Annotated in this window: 9 protein-coding genes; all 9 read left to right on the forward strand. The window is 70.7% G+C overall.

Features of this window, described 5'->3' with window-relative positions; translation table 11 throughout:
• The first annotated feature begins 16 nt into the window (after positions 1-16).
• The 9 genes from ACFYVL_RS34760 to ACFYVL_RS34800 all read left to right on the forward strand — a co-directional run bounded on the left by ACFYVL_RS34760 (position 17) and on the right by ACFYVL_RS34800 (position 18,450).
• Complete coding sequence (locus ACFYVL_RS34760) at positions 17-1,591, forward strand: hypothetical protein (RefSeq protein ID WP_389252139.1); 1,575 nt, start codon at positions 17-19, stop codon at positions 1,589-1,591.
• A gap of 119 nt (positions 1,592-1,710) precedes the next feature.
• Positions 1,711-3,297, forward strand: a complete 1,587-nt coding sequence (locus ACFYVL_RS34765; RefSeq protein WP_389252141.1) for an AMP-binding protein — start codon at positions 1,711-1,713, stop codon at positions 3,295-3,297.
• A 490-nt stretch (positions 3,298-3,787) separates the two neighbouring features.
• Positions 3,788-7,306 carry a CARDB domain-containing protein gene (locus ACFYVL_RS34770; protein ID WP_389252143.1) on the forward strand — a complete coding sequence of 1,173 codons (3,519 nt, stop codon included), beginning with the start codon at positions 3,788-3,790 and terminating at the stop codon, positions 7,304-7,306.
• A gap of 155 nt (positions 7,307-7,461) precedes the next feature.
• Complete coding sequence (locus tag ACFYVL_RS34775; protein ID WP_389252145.1) at positions 7,462-11,769, forward strand: discoidin domain-containing protein; 4,308 nt, start codon at positions 7,462-7,464, stop codon at positions 11,767-11,769.
• Positions 11,770-11,879: 110 nt separating this feature from the next.
• Positions 11,880-12,896: a LacI family DNA-binding transcriptional regulator gene (locus ACFYVL_RS34780; RefSeq protein WP_389252147.1), complete on the forward strand. Its 1,017-nt coding sequence runs from the start codon at positions 11,880-11,882 to the stop codon at positions 12,894-12,896.
• Positions 12,897-13,075: 179 nt separating this feature from the next.
• Positions 13,076-14,491, forward strand: coding sequence for an extracellular solute-binding protein (locus tag ACFYVL_RS34785; RefSeq protein ID WP_389252149.1), 1,416 nt, complete (start codon positions 13,076-13,078; stop codon positions 14,489-14,491).
• A 229-nt stretch (positions 14,492-14,720) separates the two neighbouring features.
• Positions 14,721-15,680, forward strand: coding sequence for a carbohydrate ABC transporter permease (locus tag ACFYVL_RS34790; RefSeq protein WP_389252151.1), 960 nt, complete (start codon positions 14,721-14,723; stop codon positions 15,678-15,680).
• Between the two features lie 17 nt (positions 15,681-15,697).
• Entirely contained in the window at positions 15,698-16,573 is an 876-nt protein-coding gene (locus tag ACFYVL_RS34795) for a carbohydrate ABC transporter permease (protein ID WP_389252153.1), read from the forward strand.
• A 257-nt stretch (positions 16,574-16,830) separates the two neighbouring features.
• Positions 16,831-18,450, forward strand: coding sequence for a glycoside hydrolase family 13 protein (locus tag ACFYVL_RS34800; protein WP_389252155.1), 1,620 nt, complete (start codon positions 16,831-16,833; stop codon positions 18,448-18,450).
• Positions 18,451-18,570: the final 120 nt, after the last annotated feature.

Consider the following 18,570-nt stretch of genomic DNA (forward strand, 5'->3'; position numbering starts at 1 on the left):
CGTACGCTTCCCACCCATGACCGACCCCGTACTCGAACTCCTCCGCACCCGCCCCGATCTCGCCGCGCTCGCCACCTTTCCCTTCGACTTCGACGTCGAGCGGACCGAACACGTCGAGGACGTGCACCTGGCGTCCGGGGCCCCGCTGGAAGCCATCGCGGGCACCGGTGGCGGGGACACGTACTTCCTGTGCGAGGACGGGGCCGTCCTGTACGCCTCCTCCGACGGCGACGCCGTCCTGGTCGCCGCGAGCGTCACCGAGGCGCTCGAAATCCTCGTCAGGCTGCCCGACTGGGCCGAGGACATCGAAGACATCGAGGACGAGTCGGACGAGGAGGGTCTGCGGGCCGCGGTGCGTGCGGGCGACGAGGAGGCGAAGGAGATGTTCGCCCCGGAACTCGACGCCCAGCGTGCCGAGTTGATACGGGGCCTGGGCCTGCCGGAGCGCCCGCTCACCGAACTCCACGCCCGCTCGAAGGCCGCAGCCGCCCGCACCGAGCCCGCTCACCTGCTGCTCAACTCCGCCGAACTGTGCGCCTACCGGCTGGACGCCTCTCTCCGCCAGCCGTTGCGGGACATCGTCCTGGCCCCCGGACGTGCGGCCCTGGAACGGTGGCGCGCGGGCGCGGGCGATGCAGACCCGGGCGGCGCGGACACACGCGACGCGAGCCCGCGCGACGAGGCGCCGATCCCCCAGGCACGGACGCGACACGAGTGGGCCGCCGACCCCGTCCTGCGCACCGGCATCCTGCGCGCCGCCCAGTACGACCGGCGGGACGGCGACTTTCCCGCCCTGCGGCTCCTGCTGGAACTGGAGCTGGAGGCGGAAGGCGCGGCGACCGCCCCACCCGGTGAGCGCTTCGTGGAGCGCCGGCTGGCCGCCGTACTGGTCGGGGAGCGCGGCCGGGAGGAGGACGTCCCGCGGCTCCGGGCGTTCACCTACGGGCAGGTCGCCAGCGGCCCGGACGCCGTGGAGTGGGCCCGGGGCGAGGACCGGAAGTGGTACGGGGCGGACATCGGCGCCGAGAGCCCGCACACCTGGATCGAGCTGGCCCGCAGGCAGGGGCTCACCGAGCACGCCCGCGTCGAGCTCATCCGGCTGCTGGACGACACCGGACCGTACCCCGACCGGCTCCGCGAGCTGAGCCGCGCGCTGGAACGGCTCGGCGACCACGCACAGGCGGCCCGCGCCCAGTCCCACCTGCTGTCCCTCCAGGACACGGCCGCCGACCGCGCCTGCGAGGCGTACGCACTGGCCCGCGTCGAGCGGCTCAAGGGCGATCTCGACGGGGCCGCCCGCGCACTGGAGCGCGCGCGGGCGGCCGTCAACGCGGGCGGCACACCTCCCGACGGCACGGTCACCGACTGGCACCGCCGGGGCCTCGGCCGACTCCTCGCCGAACAGCACCTGGAACTGGTGCTCGCCGCCGTCGACTCGGGCGAAGCGGACGACCTGGCGCGCACGACGATGGCACACGCCCGGCTCCTGCTGAACACGATCGGCAAGGAGTCCGTCAAAGCTCTCGGGGAGCTGCCCGGCCGGGCGAAATGGGCGGTCGCAGGACTGGGGCGAAAGCCGGGAGGCGCGTGACACGATGAGCGGCCGTACGCCGTACGCGGGATGCCAGCCGCCGGACACCGCACGCCGGATGCCACCCGCCGGACACCGCACACCAGATGCCGGACGCCAGACGGACGAGAGGACACCCGATGACCGCCACCGTCAGCTTCGAGGGCAGTGAGACCGCACCCCAGGACCTGGAGGCGAGAGCCCGCAAGCTGGCGGGCGGACTGTACGCGCTCGGGCTGCGCGCCGGCGACGTGATCGCCGTGCTGCTGCGCAACGACGCGGTGTACGTCGACGTCATGCTGGCCTCCCGGCTCGGCGGCTTCCACTTCTGCCCGCTGAACTGGCACTTCACTCCGTCCGAGATCGCCTACATCGTCGAGGACTGCGGGGCGAAAGCGGTGCTCGGCCACACCGACCTGCTGACGGCGGCGCACGAGGCGCTGCCCGACGGCCTGCCGGTCCTGGCGGTCGGCGACGCTCCCGAGGAGGGTCCGGTGACCGTCCCCGGGGCCGCCGCACTCCCGCCCGGGGCCCCTGTTCCGTACGCGATCCCGGCGCCTGACGCGGACACCGGCCCCTCCGCCCCGCACCGGTCCTTCCTCCCGTATACGATCTGGCTCTCCCAACAGCCCGACTACGAGGGTCCGTTGGTGTCGCCCGGCAGCCACATGGCCTACACCTCCGGCACCACCGGCCGCCCCAAGGGCGTGGTCCGCGCGCCCGTGCCCGTCGCGGAGATCGAGGACTTCCGCGACCGGACCCTCGCCGTCCTCGGCCGGGTCTACGGGCTGCGGGCCGGCTGCCGGGCCCTCATGACGGCCCCGCTCTACCACAGCGCCCCCAGCATGTTCGCGCAGTACGCCGCCCTGGCCGCCGATCTCTTCGTCATCGCGCCGCGCTTCGACCCGGAGCAGACCCTCGCCCTGGTCGAACGCCACCGCATCGACGCCCTGTACTGCGTACCGACCATGTACGTGCGGCTGCTGAAGCTCCCCCGCGAGGTGCGCGAGCGGTACGACCTGTCCTCCCTGCGCTTCGTGGGCTCGACCGGATCGCCCTGCGCGCCGGACGTGAAGAGGGCGCTGATCGACTGGCTCGGCCCGATCGTGCACGAGACGTACGCCTCCAGCGAGACCGGGTACATCACCGCCATCGACTCCGTCGAGGCACTGGCCCGGCCGGGCAGCGTGGGCCGTGCGCTGGGCGACGCGCGGATCCGGGTCGTCGACGGGGACGGCAAGGACTGCGCGCCGGGCGAGGTCGGAGTGCTCTACGTGCGCCAGCCCGCGCACACCGACTTCACCTACCGGGGGCGCCCGGAGGCCCGCGAGGAAGCGGGCCTGGACGGGCTCGTCTCGGTCGGCGACATGGGGTACCTCGACGAGGACGGCTACCTCTACATCTGCGACCGGGCCGTCGACATGGTCCTCTCCGGCGGCGTCAACATCTACCCCGCCGAGATCGAGGCCGCCCTCCTGGTCCGCCCCGGCGTCCTCGACTGCGCGGTCTTCGGCATACCCGACGCCGAGTACGGCGAACGGCTCCACGCACTCGTACAGCCGGAACCCGGCGTCGCACTCGACCTCGACCACCTGCGTGCGTCCCTGCGCGGCACGCTCGCCGGCTTCAAGATCCCCCGTACCTTCGACATCGTCGCCGACCTGCCCCGTGATCCCAACGGCAAGATCGCCAAGCACCGGGTGCGGGCGCCCTACCTGACGAGGTAACCCACCGGCGCGGCTCCGGCCGCGCCCCGCACCACATTTCCCGCAGGGCGACTCCCGCACGGCAACTTCCGCACGGGATCTCCCGCGCCCCGGCTCCCACGCCCCGGCTCCCGCGCGCCCCTTCGCGGCCCCGAGTTCGCCGCCCCGAGCCTCCCCGGACGAACCCGGGTCGAGGCATGCCCCGGCGCGCCCCGTGCGCTCTGCCGATCCGGAACAGGTCGTACCGGTCCGGACCGGTACGGATGGTGCCGGCCCCGCCTCGTGCGGCGACGTCCGTCAACTCCCTTCACGTACCGTTCCGTTGACAAAACCGATACCCGGTAGAAACCTGTCACCTCAACGCTGCAAAAGATTGACGGAACTGCTCAATTTTTTGATTCTCGGCGTTCGCTGTCCGATATCACCAGGCCTCCGGTCACCCCCTCCTGTGCGCGTGCACCGCGCGGAGCGGCCGTGACCACATGCCCAGGGAAGGGATCGAGAGGGCTCCATGAGTGAGAGACATCGCAACCGGCGGCTGATCGCCGGACTGACGACGGCGGGGCTGCTCGCCGGGGGACTGCTCCCGGTGGCAGCACACGCCGCCGACCGGCACCAGGAGCACGGCAGCGCGGCAGTACGGAATGCCGCACCCGACGCCGTACGCACCGCCGCGCCGCACGCCGCACGGACCGCCGTACCCGACGCCGCACGGACCGCCCCGCGCGCCGCGGCAGGACCGAACCTCGCGCTCGGCCGCCCGGCCACCGCCTCCGGCGCCCACGGCGCGTACCCCGCGGGCAACATCACCGACGGCAGCCAGGCCACCTACTGGGAGAGCGGGTCGGCCGCCTTCCCCCAGTGGACCCGGATCGACCTCGGCGCCACGGTCGACCTCAGCGAAGTGGTGCTCAAACTGCCCGCCTCCTGGGAGGCCCGCACCCAGACCCTGAGCGTCGAGGGCAGCACCGACGGTTCCACCTTCGCCGCCCTCTCCGCGTCCGCCGGCCGCGACTTCACGCCGTCGTCCGGCAACCGGGTGGCGCTCGCCGTCACCGGCCGGGCCCGGTACGTACGTGTGCAGATCACCGCCAACACCGGCTGGTCCGCCGCCCAGCTGAGCGAACTGGAGGTGTACGGCAAGGACGGCGGCACCGACCCCGGCGCCCCGCCCACCGGCACCAACCTCGCCCTGCGCAAGCCCATCGAGGCCTCCTCCACCACGCAGAACTACGTCCCGGCCAACGCCAACGACGACAGCACCAGCACCTACTGGGAGGCCGGTGCCGCCGCCTCCACCCTCACCGTCAAGCTCGGCGCCGACGCCGACCTGTCGGGCGTCGTCCTCAAACTCAACCCCGACGCCGCCTGGGGAGCCAGGACCCAGCACCTCCAGGTGCTGGGCCGCGCGGCGGGCGAAACCGCCTTCACCTCGCTCAAGGCCCGCGCGGACTACCCCTTCAGCCCCTCCGGCAACAACAACACCGTCAGCATCCCCGTCTCCGGCCGCTACGCCGACGTACGGCTCCAGTTCTTCGGCAACACCGGCGCGGGCGGCGGGCAGGTCGCCGAGTTCCAGGTGGTCGGCGCCGCCGCTCCCGCCCCGGACCTCACCGTCACCGACCTGACCTGGTCGCCCGCCGCGCCCTCCGAGGCGGACGCGGTCACGGTGGACGCCACCGTACGCAACACCGGCACCACCGCTTCCCCCGCGACCACCGTCGACGTCAGCGTCGAGGGAACCGTCGCGGGCAGCGCGGCGGTCGGCGCGCTCGCCCCCGGCGCGTCGGCGAAGGTCCCCGTCCAGGTCGGCAAGCGGGCCGCGGGCAGCTACACGGTGTCGGCGGTCGTCGACCCGACCGACACCGTCGCCGAACTTGACAACAGCAACAACGGGCGCACGGCAGCGGGCAAGCTGACTGTCGGTCAGGCTCCCGGACCCGACCTCGACGTCACCGGCATCACCAGCAGTCCGGCGAACCCGGCGGTCGGCTCACCGGTCAGCTTCACCGTCGCCGTCCGCAACCGCGGCAACGCGGCCGTACCCGCCGGATCGGTCACCCGGCTGACGGTGGGCGGGACCACCCTCAACGGCACCACCCCCGCCATCGCGGCAGGCGGCACCGCCACCGTCGCCGTCAACGGCACCTGGACCGCCACCAGCGGCGGCGCCACCCTGACCGCGACCGCCGACGCCACGGGCGCCGTCGCCGAGACCAACGAGAACAACAACACCTTCGCCCGCTCCCTGGTCGTCGGCCGCGGCGCGGCCGTCCCGTACACCGAGTACGAGGCCGAGGACGGCCGGTACAACGGCACCCTCCTGGAGTCGGACGCCCAACGCACCTTCGGCCACACCAACTTCGCCACCGAGTCCTCGGGCCGCAAGTCGGTCCGGCTGACCGCCACCGGCCAGTACGTCGAGGTCACCTCGACCGGCGCCGCCAACTCCCTCGTCGTACGCAACTCCATCCCCGACGCGGCGGCGGGCGGCGGCCAGGAGGCGACGCTGAGCCTCTACGCGAACGGCCAGTTCGTCCGCAAGGTCAACCTGTCCTCCAAGCACAGCTGGCTGTACGGCAGCACCGACGACCCCGAAGGGCTCACCAACCGGCCCGGCGGCGACGCCCGCCGCCTCTTCGACGAGTCGAACGTCCTGCTCACCCAGACCTACCCGGCCGGCACCGTCTTCCGCCTCCAGCGCGACGCCGGTGACAACGCCTCCTTCTACGTCGTCGACCTCATCGACCTGGAACAGGTCGCCGCCCCGGCCGCCAAGCCCGCCGAATGCGCCTCCATCACCGCCTACGGGGCCGTCCCCAACGACGGCATCGACGACGCCGACGCCATCCAGCGCGCGGTGACCGCCGACCAGAACGGCGACATCCCCTGCGTGTGGATCCCGGCCGGGCAGTGGCGGCAGGAGAAGAAGATCCTCACCGACGACCCGCTGAACCGCGGCCAGTTCAACCAGGTGGGCATCCGCGACGTGACGATCCGGGGTGCGGGCATGTGGCACTCCCAGCTGTACTCGCTGATCGCCCCGCAGGACGCGGGCGGCATCAACCACCCGCACGAGGGCAACTTCGGCTTCGACATCGACGACAACACCAAAATCTCCGACATCGCGATCTTCGGCTCCGGCACCATCCGGGGCGGCGACGGCAACGCCGAGGGCGGCGTCGCGCTCAACGGCCGCTTCGGCAAGAACACGAAGATCAGCAACGTCTGGATCGAGCACGCCAACGTCGGCGCCTGGGTCGGCCGCGACTACTCCAACATCCCCGAGCTGTGGGGACCGGGCGACGGCCTCGAATTCACCGGCGTCCGCATCCGCAACACCTACGCCGACGGCGTCAACTTCGCCAACGGCACCCGAAATTCGACGGTCTTCAACTCCTCCTTCCGCAACACCGGCGACGACGCGCTCGCCGTCTGGGCCAGCAAGTACGTCAAGGACACCTCCGTCGACGTCGGCCACGACAACCACTTCCGCAACAACACCATCCAACTTCCGTGGCGCGCCAACGGCATCGCGGTGTACGGCGGTTACGGCAACACCATCGAGAACAACCTCATCTCCGACACCATGAACTACCCCGGCATCATGCTGGCCACCGACCACGACCCGCTGCCCTTCTCCGGCCAGACCCTCATCGCGAACAACGGGCTGTACCGCACAGGCGGTGCGTTCTGGAACGAGGACCAGGAGTTCGGCGCGATCACCCTCTTCGCCCAGGGCCAGCCGATCCCCGGCGTCACCATCCGCGACACCGACATCCGCGACTCGACGTACGACGGCATCCAGTTCAAGACCGGCGGCGGCGAGATGCGAGACGTCCAGATCAAGAACGTCACCATCGACAAGTCGAACAACGGCTCCGGAATCCTCGCCATGAGCGGAGCACGCGGCAGCGCCACCCTCTCCGGCACGACCATCACCAACTCGGCCCAGGGCAACGTCCTGATCGAGCCGGGCTCCCAGTTCGTGATCAACGGCGCGGCGGGCGCGAGGGCCGCGCGCCGCTGATCACCGTACGTACGACCCGAGTACGACCGGTGGGCCCCGCGGCCGCGCCCCCCGGCGCCCCCCCCCCCCCCCCCCCCCCCCCCCCCCGCCGCCCCCCCCACCCATCCCACTGACGTGCCCCACCGCGTGCGCGGCGGGGCCGAGATCGGGGACGTATGAGATCCCGTACGAGATCGCCACGGCGCATGGCGCGAAGCGTGCTCAGCGCCACCCTGGCCACCAGCCTGCTCCTGCTCGCCGGCCCCCTCCTGGCCCCGGCGTCCGCCGCCGACGGGCCCAACATCGCCGTCGGCGACCCCGCGTCGGCGAGCAGCTCCCACAGCGAGTACGGCGCGGCGAACCTCACCGACGGCAACCAGTCCACGTACTGGCAGAGCGCGGGCAGCGGGCTGCCGCAGTGGGCGCAGGTCGACCTCGGAGCGACGCAACGGGTGGACGAGGTGGTCCTGAAGCTGCCCGCGGGCTGGGAGCAGCGCGATCAGACCCTCGCCGTACAGGGCAGCGCCGACGGCACCAGCTTCACCACCCTCAAGTCCTCCGCCGCGTACACCTTCGCGCCGGGCTCCGGCAACACCGTGACGATCGGCTTCCCGGCGACGCAGACCCGGTTCGTCCGGATCGCCATCAGCGCCAACACCGGCTGGCAGGCGGGCCAGCTGTCCGAGTTGGAGGTGCACGGGGCGGGCGAGTCCTCGGTCAACCTGGCCCGGGGCAAGACCTTCACCGCCAGCAGCCAGACCGAGGTGTACGCACCCGGGAACGCGGGCGACGGCAACAGGGCCACCTACTGGGAGAGCCGCAACAACGCGCTCCCGCAGTGGCTCCAGGCCGACCTCGGCGCGTCCGTACGCGTGAACCGCGCGGTGCTGCGCCTGCCCGACGGCTGGGGCGCGCGCACCCAGACCCTCAAACTCCAGGGCAGCACCAACGGCTCCGACTTCACCGACCTCACCGCCGCCAAGGCGTACACCTTCGACGCGGCGGGCCAGAACTCCACCACCCTCACCTTCGACGCCACCACCACCCGCTACGTCCGCGCCCTGGTCTCCGCCAACAGCGTGCAGAACGCGGCCCAGCTGAGCGAGCTGGAGGTGTACGGCCCCGCCACCGGCGACACCCAGGCCCCGACCGCTCCCGCCAACCTCGCCTACACCGAGCCCGCCACCGGTCAGATCAGGCTCACCTGGGGCGCCTCGACCGACGACACGGCCGTCACCGGCTACGACGTCTACGCCAACGGCACCCTGCTGACCTCGCTCGGCGCGGGCGTCACCACATACACCGACAGCCGTCCCGCCTCCGCGACCGTCAGCTATTTCGTGCGGGCCAAGGACGCGGCCGGGAACCAGTCGGCCAACAGCAACACCGTCACCCGCACCGGCGACACGGGCGACACCCAGGCCCCGACCGCCCCCGCGAATCTCGCGTACACGGAGCCGGCGACCGGACAGATCAAGCTGACCTGGGGCGCGTCCACCGACAACAAGGGCGTGACCGGCTACGACGTCTACGCGAACGGAGCCCTGCTGACCTCGGTCGGCGGCACTGTCACGACGTACACCGACAACCGCCCGGCCTCCGCGACCGTCAGTTACTACGTGCGGGCCAAGGACGCGGCCGGGAACCAGTCGGGCAACAGCAACACCGTCACCCGCAACGGAACCGGCACCGGAGGCGGCAGCAACCTCGCCGTCGGGAAGCCGATCACCGCCTCCTCCGTGATCCACACCTTCGTCGCGGAGAACGCCAACGACAACAACACCGCCACCTACTGGGAGGGGACCGGCCACCCCGCCACCCTCACCGTCAAGCTCGGTGCCAACGCCGATGTCGACCGGCTCGTCCTCAAGCTCAACCCCGACTCCGCCTGGGGCCGGCGCACCCAGACCATCGAGGTGCTGGGCCGCGAGCAGAGCGCGTCCGGCGTCACCTCGCTGGTCGCCGCCAAGGAGTACGTCTTCGACCCGGCGAGCGGGCAGAACACCGTGACGGTCCCCGTGGGCAAGCGGGTCGCCGACGTGCAGTTGCGCTTCACCGCCAACACCGGCTCCGGGGCGGGTCAGCTGGCCGAGTTCCAGGTGATCGGGGTGGCCGCGCCCAATCCGGACCTCGAAGTCTCCGGGCTGACCGCCTCGCCCGCCTCGCCCGTCGAGACGGACACCGTGACCGCCTCCGTGACCGTACGCAACAGCGGTCCCGCCGACGCCGCCGCCAGCAAGGTCGCGGTGCGGCTCGGCGGTACCAAGGTCGCCACCGCGCAGGTCCCGGCCCTCGCGTCGGGCGCGCAGGCCACGGTCACGGCCTCGCTCGGACAGCGCGAGGCGGGCTCGTACGAACTGAGCGCGGTCGCCGACGACGGCAACGAGGTGCTGGAGCAGAACGAGAGCAACAACACCCTGACCAGCCCGAGCCCGCTGGTCGTCAAGCCGGTCGCCAGCGCCGACCTGGTCGCCGCGTCCGTGACCACCACCCCGTCCTCCCCGGCCGCCGGGGACGACGTGACGTACAAGGTGACCATCAAGAACCAGGGCACGGTCGCCTCCTCCGGCGGCGACCACGCGGTCACCGTCACTCTGACCGACGCCAAGGGCGCGGTGGTCAAGACGCTCACCGGCAACCACTCCGGGGCCATCGCCGCCGGTGCGACCACCGCGCCGGTCTCGCTCGGCACCTGGAAGGCCTCCAACGGCTCGTACACCGCGAAGGTCGTCATCGCGCCGGACACGGCCGAGCTGCCGGTCAAGCGGGAGAACAACACCTCCACCCAGCCGCTGTTCGTGGGCCGGGGCGCCCACATGCCGTACGACATGTACGAGGCGGAGGACGGCGCCGTCGGCGGCGGCGCGCAGGTCGTCGGGCCCAACCGCACCGTCGGCGACATCGCGGGCGAGGCCTCGGGCCGCAAGGCGGTCAATCTGGACGCGACCGGCGAGTACGTCGAGTTCACCACCAGGGACAGCACGAACACCCTGGTCACGCGCTTCTCCATCCCGGACGCACCGGGCGGCGGCGGCATCGACACCACGCTCAACGTCTACGTCAACGGCGTCATGAAGAAGGCCTTCCCGCTCACCTCCCGCTACGCCTGGCTGTACGGGAACGAGACCGCCCCCGGCAACTCGCCCGGCTCCGGGGCACCCCGGCACATCTACGACGAGGCGCACCTGATGCTCGGCGAGACGGTCCCGGCGGGCGCGAAGATCCGGCTCCAGAAGGACGCCGCGAACACCTCGACGTACGCGATCGACTTCGTGAACACGGAGCAGGTGGCACCCGTCGCGAACCCGGACCCGGCCACGTACGCCGTGCCCGCCGGCTTCGGCCACCAGGACGTGCAGAACGCCCTGGACAAGGTGCGGATGGACACCACGGGCAAGCTGGTCGGCGTCTATCTGCCGCCCGGCGACTACCAGACGTCCAGCAAGTTCCAGGTGTACGGGAAGGCGGTCAAGGTCGTCGGGGCCGGGCCCTGGTACACCCAGTTCCACGCGCCCGCCGGGCAGGAGAACACGGACGTCGGGTTCCGGGCGGAGGCGGCGGCGAAGGGCTCGTCGTTCTCGAACTTCGCGTACTTCGGGAACTACACCTCGCGGATCGACGGCCCCGGCAAGGTCTTCGACTTCTCGAACGTGTCGGACATCGTCATCGACAACATCTGGAACGAACACATGGTGTGCCTCTACTGGGGCGCGAACACCGACTCGATGACGATCAAGAACTCCCGCATCCGCAACATGTTTGCCGACGGCATCAACATGACCAACGGCTCGACGGACAACCTCGTCACCAACAACGACGCGCGGGCCACCGGCGACGACAGCTTCGCTCTGTTCTCCGCGATCGACGCGGGCGGCGCGGACATGAAGAACAACGTGTACGAGAACCTGACGTCCACGCTGACCTGGCGTGCGGCGGGTGTGGCCGTCTACGGCGGCTACCACAACACCTTCCGCAACATCCACATCGCCGACACCCTCGTCTACTCGGGCATCACCATCTCCTCGCTGGACTTCGGGTACCCGATGAACGGCTTCGGGACGGATCCCACGGTCTTCGAGAACATCTCGGTGGTCCGGGCCGGCGGACACTTCTGGGGAGCCCAGACCTTCCCCGGCATCTGGGTCTTCTCCGCCTCGAAGATCTTCCAGGGAATCCGGGTGAACCACGTGGACATCGTCGATCCCACCTACAGCGGGATCATGTTCCAGACGAACTACGTGGGCGGGCAACCGCAGTTCCCCATCAAGGACACCGTCTTCACCGATGTGTCCGTCACCGGGGCGCGCAAGAGCGGTGACGCCTACGATGCGAAGTCCGGCTTCGGACTGTGGGCGAACGAGATGCCGGAGGCTGGGCAGGGCCCTGCCGTCGGTGAGGTCGTCTTCAACGGGCTGCGGCTCAGCGGCAACGCGGTGGACATCCGCAACACCACCTCCACCCTGAAGATCGTCAACAACCCGTAGCAGCACACCGGGAGAGGGGTCGTCCGGCCCTTCTCCCGGCGTCCGGTCAGCGCATCCGCACTGTCCGAATAGCGCAAGTGCCTTGCAGCGCTTGCGCTATTCTTGCGCCCATGACGCGACGACTTGCTCAGGTAGCGAAAAAGGTTGGGGTCAGCGAGGCCACGGTCAGCCGGGTGCTCAATGGCAAGCAGGGAGTGTCCGAGGCGACCCGGCAGTCGGTGCTCACCGCGCTGGACGTGCTGGGCTACGAGCGTCCCACGCAGCTGCGCGGTGAACGGGCCCGGCTGGTCGGGCTCGTCCTGCCGGAGCTGCAGAACCCGATCTTCCCCGCGTTCGCCGAAGTGATCGGCAGCGCGCTCGCGCAGCAGGGGCTGACCCCCGTCCTGTGCACCCAGACCAAGGGGGGCGTCTCCGAGGCGGACTACGTGGACCTGCTGCTCCAGCAGCAGGTGTCCGGCGTGGTGTTCGCCGGTGGCCTCTTCGCGCAGGCGGACGCCCCGCACGAGCACTACCGGCTGCTGGCCGAGCGGCAGATCCCCGTGGTGCTGATGAACGCCTCCATCGCGGGCCTCGACTTCCCCTGCGTGGCGTGCGACGACGCGGTGGCCGTCGAGCAGTCCTGGCGGCACCTGGAGTCGCTGGGCCACGAGCGGATCGGCCTGGTGCTGGGCCCCGCCGACCACATGCCCTCCCGGCGCCGGCTGAAGGCCGCCGAGCAGGCCGCGGGCGGGTCGCTCGCCGAGGAGTTCGTGGAGCGGTCGATGTTCTCCCTGGAGGGCGGACAGGCCGCCGCCACGCGGCTGCTGGAGCGCGGTGTGACCGGCATCGTGTGCGCGAGCGACCCGCTGGCCCTCGGCGCGGTGCGCGCCGCGCGCAGGCAGGGAATGCGGGTGCCCCAGGACGTGTCCGTGGTCGGCTACGACGACTCGGCGTTCATGACCTGCACGGAGCCGCCCCTGACCACGGTCCGTCAGCCCATCGAGGCGATGGGGCGGGCGGCCGTCGAGCTGCTGATCCTGCAGATCCAGGGCAGCGACGTACCGCACAGCGAACTGCTCTTCGACCCCGAGCTGGTGGTCCGGGGCTCCACCGCCCCGCCGGGAGGCACGTCGCCGACCGCTCCGTGAAGGCACCGGAAGACCCCGATACGACGTTGCTCTGCCTCTGAACTCCGGTCTCCTGTCAATCAATTACGAAATCTGCGCGATATCTTGCGTCCACATGTTCGCGGTGGTTGAGTGAGCGGCGCCCCACAACGCATCGGCGGTGGGGCGCCTTCCACGTTCATGCCCGAAGGGGTCCACCCATGAGAAGTGCTCGGTTCCGTCGCGCCCGCACCACCGGCGCCATGACGCTCGTCTCCGCACTGACGCTCACCGCCCTGGCCGCCTGCGGCACGAGCAGCAGCAGCGACGACGACACCGGTTCCAAGAACAGCGGGAACTCCGACCCCGCCGCTCCGCTGGACCCGAAGACCAAGGTCACGCTCACCATCGACTGCATGCCCCCGGCGGCGAAGGCGGCCGAGCTCAAGGAGTGGAAGGAGGACGTCGCGGAGTTCAACAAGACCTACCCGAACGTCACCATCGAGGGCCGCTCCACCCCCGGCCAGTGCCTGGAGCCCCCGCGCTTCACGGCCATGCTCAAGGCCAAGTCCCAACCCGACGTGTTCTACACGTACTTCACCGACCTGCCGCAGGTGCTCGACAACGACGGCGCCCAGGACATCACCGCGTACGTCACCGAGAAGACCGTCCCGCAGCTCAAGGACATCGACCCGAACGTGCTGGGCTCGCTCAAGCAGGACGGCAAGCTCTACGGACTGCCCACCAGCAACTACACGATGGGCCTGCTGGTCAACCGCAAGCTCTTCCAGCAGGCCGGCCTCAACCCCGACACCCCGCCCCGCACCTGGGACGAGGTCCGGACCGCGGCCAAGAAGATCGCCGGACTCGGCAACGGCATCGCCGGCTTCGGCGAGTACAGCGCGGGCAACACCGGCGGCTGGCACTTCACCGCGCAGATGTACAGCCTCGGCGGCGACGTCGTCGACACGAGCGGCAAGAAGGCCGCGTTCAACAACGAGACCGGCAAGCAGGTGGCGGCGAACCTGCACGCCATGCGCTGGCAGGACGACAGCATGGGCAAGACCCAGCTGCTGAAGTGGGGCGACCTCCAGAAGCAGATCGCCACCGACAAGCTCGGCATGTTCCTCGCCGCCCCCGACGACATCACGTACATGGTCCAGCAACTCGGCGCCAAGTACGACAACTTCGGGATGGGCCCGATCCCCGGCGCGAAGAACACCCTGGCCGGCGGCAACAACTACATGATCAAGAAGGGCATCTCGCCCGACAAGGTCAAGGCCGCGGTCGCCTGGCTCAACTTCAAGAACCTCACGGTCGGCAAGGGTCAGTTCCAGTGGGACCGCACCAAGGCGGACGGCCTCCCGGTCGGCATCCCGCAGCCCAACTTCTGGCTGAACGACGCCAAGAAGAAGGACGACGCCGCCCGCGTCCAGCACGCCACCATGCCGGTCGCGAACTTCAAGTCCTTCATGGACAACCCGGTCCAGGGCAAGGCCGAGCCGCCGAAGGCGCAGGAGGTCTACAAGGTCCTCGACAACGTGATGTCCGGCCTGCTCACCAACAAGGACGCCGACGTCGACAAGCTGCTCTCCACCGCGGAGTCGCAGGTCAACCAGGTCCTCGCCACGCAGTGACGCCCGGCCCGCGGGTTCGGGGGCCGCACCCCCGGGCCCGCACGCCCGGCCCGCAGGTCGCGCCCGGTCCCGCGGATTCGGCCCCCCCCCGCCCGCACCTGCGTCCCCGGCCCGCACCTCCGTCACCGGTGTCCCCGGCCCGTACCTCGACCCCGGCGCCCCTGGCCAGCATCTCCGTCCCTGGCGTCTCCGGCCGCAGCAACCGGCACACCCGCAACAAGGAGCAACGATGTCGGCCCCCAGCCTGACCCCGAGCAAGACGGTCAACTCCCGCAAACCGCCGCCCGTTCCGGCGGCACCCGGACAGCCGGGGGGCCGCTTCGCCCGGAGCCTGCGGCGCAACCTCACCGCCCACGGCTTCCTGATCGGCGCGGTCCTGTGCTTCGCGGTGTTCTCCTGGTACCCGATGGTGCGCGAGTTCTTCCTCGCCTTCCAGAAGACCGAGGACGGCGTCGTCAGCTGGGTCGGCTTCGACAACCTCGCCACCGTTCTCAACGACCCCGCGTTCTGGCAGGCCTGGCGCAACACCCTGCTCTTCACCGTGCTCGCCCTGGTCCTCGGCTTCGCCGTGCCGTTCCTCATCGCCGTCACCATCAACGAGTTCCGGCACGGCAAGGGCTACCTGCGGCTGCTCGTCTACCTCCCGGTGATGCTGCCCCCGGTCGCGGCCGTCCTCCTCTTCAAGTACCTGTACGACCCCGGATACGGCCTGCTCAACGAGATCTTCGACTTCTTCGGCCTCCCCGCGCAGCAGTGGCTCCAGGACCCGGACATCTCGATGCTCGCGGTCGTCATCGCCTCCACCTGGATGAACATGGGCGGTGCCACCCTGATCTACCTCGCCGCACTCCAGGGCATACCCGGCGAGCTGTACGAGGCGGCCGAGCTGGACGGCGCGGGCCTGCTCCGCAAGATCTGGCACGTGACCATCCCGCAGACCCGGCTCATCCTCTCCCTGATGCTGCTCATGCAGATCATCGCCACCATGCAGGTCTTCGTCGAACCCTTCCTGCTGACCGGCGGCGCCGGCCCCGAGGGCTCCACCACCACGGTCGTCCACCTCATCTACCAGTACGCCTTCAACTTCAACAACTACGGCGCCGCGGCCGCGCTCGGCCTGCTGCTGCTCGTACTGCTCGCCGGTTTCTCGGCGGTGTACGTCAAGCTCAGCCGCGCCGAGGACGAATAGGACCGGGGAGAACAGCCATGTCCACACGCACGCTCATCTCACCGGCCCAACTCGCACGCCCCAAGGGTAAGTTCCTCTACTGGCTCACCTTCGCGGTGGTCGTCACCGGCTTCACCCTGGTCTTCCTCGGACCGCTCTACTGGCTGGTCTCCAGCGGGTTCAAGGACCCCCAGGAAGTGATCCGGACACCGCCGACACTGGTGCCCGAGTCCTTCGAGCCGGCCAACTACAGCCGGGCGTGGGAGGTGATGGACCTCGCCTCGCTGCTGTTCAACACCCTGTACTACGCGTTCGGGGCGCTCGCCTTCCAGCTCGTCCTGGACGTCGCCGCCGCCTACTCCCTCTCCAAGCTCCGGCCGGTCCTCGGCAAGGCCATCCTCGGCATGATGCTGGCGACGCTGATGATCCCGGCGACCGTCCTGGTCGTACCCCAGTACCTGACCGTCCTCGACGTGCCGGTGGTGGAGCGCAACCTGCTCAACTCGCCGTGGGCGATCTGGCTCCCGGCCGTCACCAACGCGTTCAACATCTTCCTGCTGAAGCGGTTCTTCGACTCCATCCCCAAGGAACTCCTCGACGCGGCGGCCATGGACGGCGCGAGCCCGATGCGCACCCTGCGCTCGATCGTGCTGCCGATCTCCCGGCCGATCCTCGGCGTGGTGTCCATCTTCGCGATCGTCGGCGTCTGGAAGGACTTCCTCTGGCCCATGCTCACCCTCCCCGACCCGGCGAAACAGACCCTCAACGTGGGCATCTACTCGCTGTCCAACGGAGTCCCGGTCAACGTGCTGATCGCCGCGCTCACCATCGCGTCGATCCCCACCCTGCTCATCTTCCTCGTCTTCCAGCGCAACATCATGAGCGGCCTCACCGCGGGCGGCCTCAAGGGCTGAGACGGGCAGGCGGGCCGAGACGGACCGAGGCGGGCCGAGACCCACCCCGTCCGTACTTCCGCCACGACCTCCGGCCTCTCCCGGCACCTCCGCCGCGACCTCCCCGCACCTTCGCCGCCGGCCCGCCCGCAGCCTCCCGCCGCCGGGCCGGCGGCGAAGTCCACACCTCGCTCCGAGATCCGACCCGTCCCTCACAAACCCCCTGCCTCCCTCAAAACCCCCTGCCTCCCTCAGGAACTGCCCGAAAGGACCGTCACGTGGCAGACGCCCGCCCGTCCCACGCCCCGCACTGGTGGCGCGACGCCGTCATCTACCAGGTGTACCCGCGCAGCTTCGCCGACGGCGACGGCGACGGAACCGGCGACCTCGCGGGGGTCCGGGCCAGACTCCCGTACCTCGCCGAACTCGGCGTCGACGCGGTCTGGTTCACCCCCTGGTACGTCTCGCCGCTCGTCGACGGCGGATACGACGTCGCCGACTACCGCACCGTGGACCCCGCCTTCGGCACCCTCGCCGAGGCCGAGAAGCTGATCGCCGAAGCCCGTGAACTGGGCATCCGGACGATCGTCGACATCGTGCCCAACCACGTCTCCGACCAGCACGCCTGGTTCCGGGCCGCACTCGCCGCCGGGCCGGGCAGCCCGGAGCGCGCGCTCTTCCACTTCCGTCCCGGCCGCGGCGAACACGGCGAACTGCCCCCCAACGACTGGCCCTCCCAGTTCGCCGGACCCACCTGGACCCGGGTCCCCGACGGCGAGTGGTACCTGCACCTGTTCACCCCGGAACAGCCCGACCTCAACTGGTCGCACCCCGTCGTCCGCCAGGAGCACGAGGACGTCCTGCGCTTCTGGTTCGAGCGCGGCGTGGCAGGCGTACGGATCGACTCCGCCGCCCTCCTCGCCAAGGACCCGGCGCTGCCCGACTTCGTCGAGGGCGTCGACCCCCACCCCTACATCGACCAGGACGAACTGCACGACATCTACCGCGCCTGGCGCAGGATCGCCGACGAGTACGACGGCGTCTTCGTCGGCGAGGTGTGGCTGCCCGACGCCGAGCGCTTCGCCCGCTATCTGCGCCCCGACGAACTGCACACCGCGTTCAACTTCAGCTTCCTCGCCTGCCCCTGGGAGGCGGACCGGCTGCGCCGCTCCATCGACGACACGCTCGCCGAACACGCGCCGGTCGGTGCCCCCGCCACCTGGGTGCTGTGCAACCACGACGTGACCCGCACCGTCACCCGCTACGGCCGCGAGGACACCGCCTTCGACTTCGCCACGAAGACCTACGCCACCCCCACCGACCTGGCCCTCGGCACCCGCCGGGCCCGCGCCGCCGCCCTGCTGACACTGGCGCTGCCCGGCTCGGCGTACCTCTACCAGGGGGAGGAACTCGGCCTTCCGGAGGCGGACATCCCGCCGGACCGCATCCAGGACCCGATGCACTTCCGCTCCCGGGGCACCGACCCCGGACGGGACGGCTGCCGGGTGCCGCTGCCCTGGTCGGCCGACGCCCCCCACTGCGGCTTCGGGTCCGACACCGAGCCGTGGCTGCCGCAGCCCGAGGGCTGGGCGCACTACGCGGTCGACCGCCAGAGCGCCGACCCCACCTCCATGCTCGCGCTCTACCGCCAGGCGCTGCGGATGCGCGGATCGCTGCCCGGATTCGGCGACGGCCCGCTGACCTGGCTGGACGCACCCGACGGCGTCCTCGCCTTCGCCCGCGGGGACGGCCTGCGCTGCCTCGTGAACCTCAGTGCCGAAGTGGTGGAACTGCCGGAGCACACGGAGGTGCTGCTGAGCAGCGGCCCGCTGGACGGGGAGGGCGAGCGGCTGCCGCAGGACACGGCGGTCTGGCTGGTGCCGGCACCGTCCGCCTGACCGGACGTGGGGCCGGCCCCCCCCCCCCCCGGGGGCCCCCCCCCCGGGCCGGCCCCCCCCCCCCCCCCACGCGCGCGCCCCCCCCCGGGGGGCCCGCGCGCCCCCGCGCGCCGCCCCGGC

The sequence above is a fragment of the Streptomyces sp. NPDC004111 genome (assembly GCF_042874215.1).
Classification (GTDB): domain Bacteria; phylum Actinomycetota; class Actinomycetes; order Streptomycetales; family Streptomycetaceae; genus Streptomyces.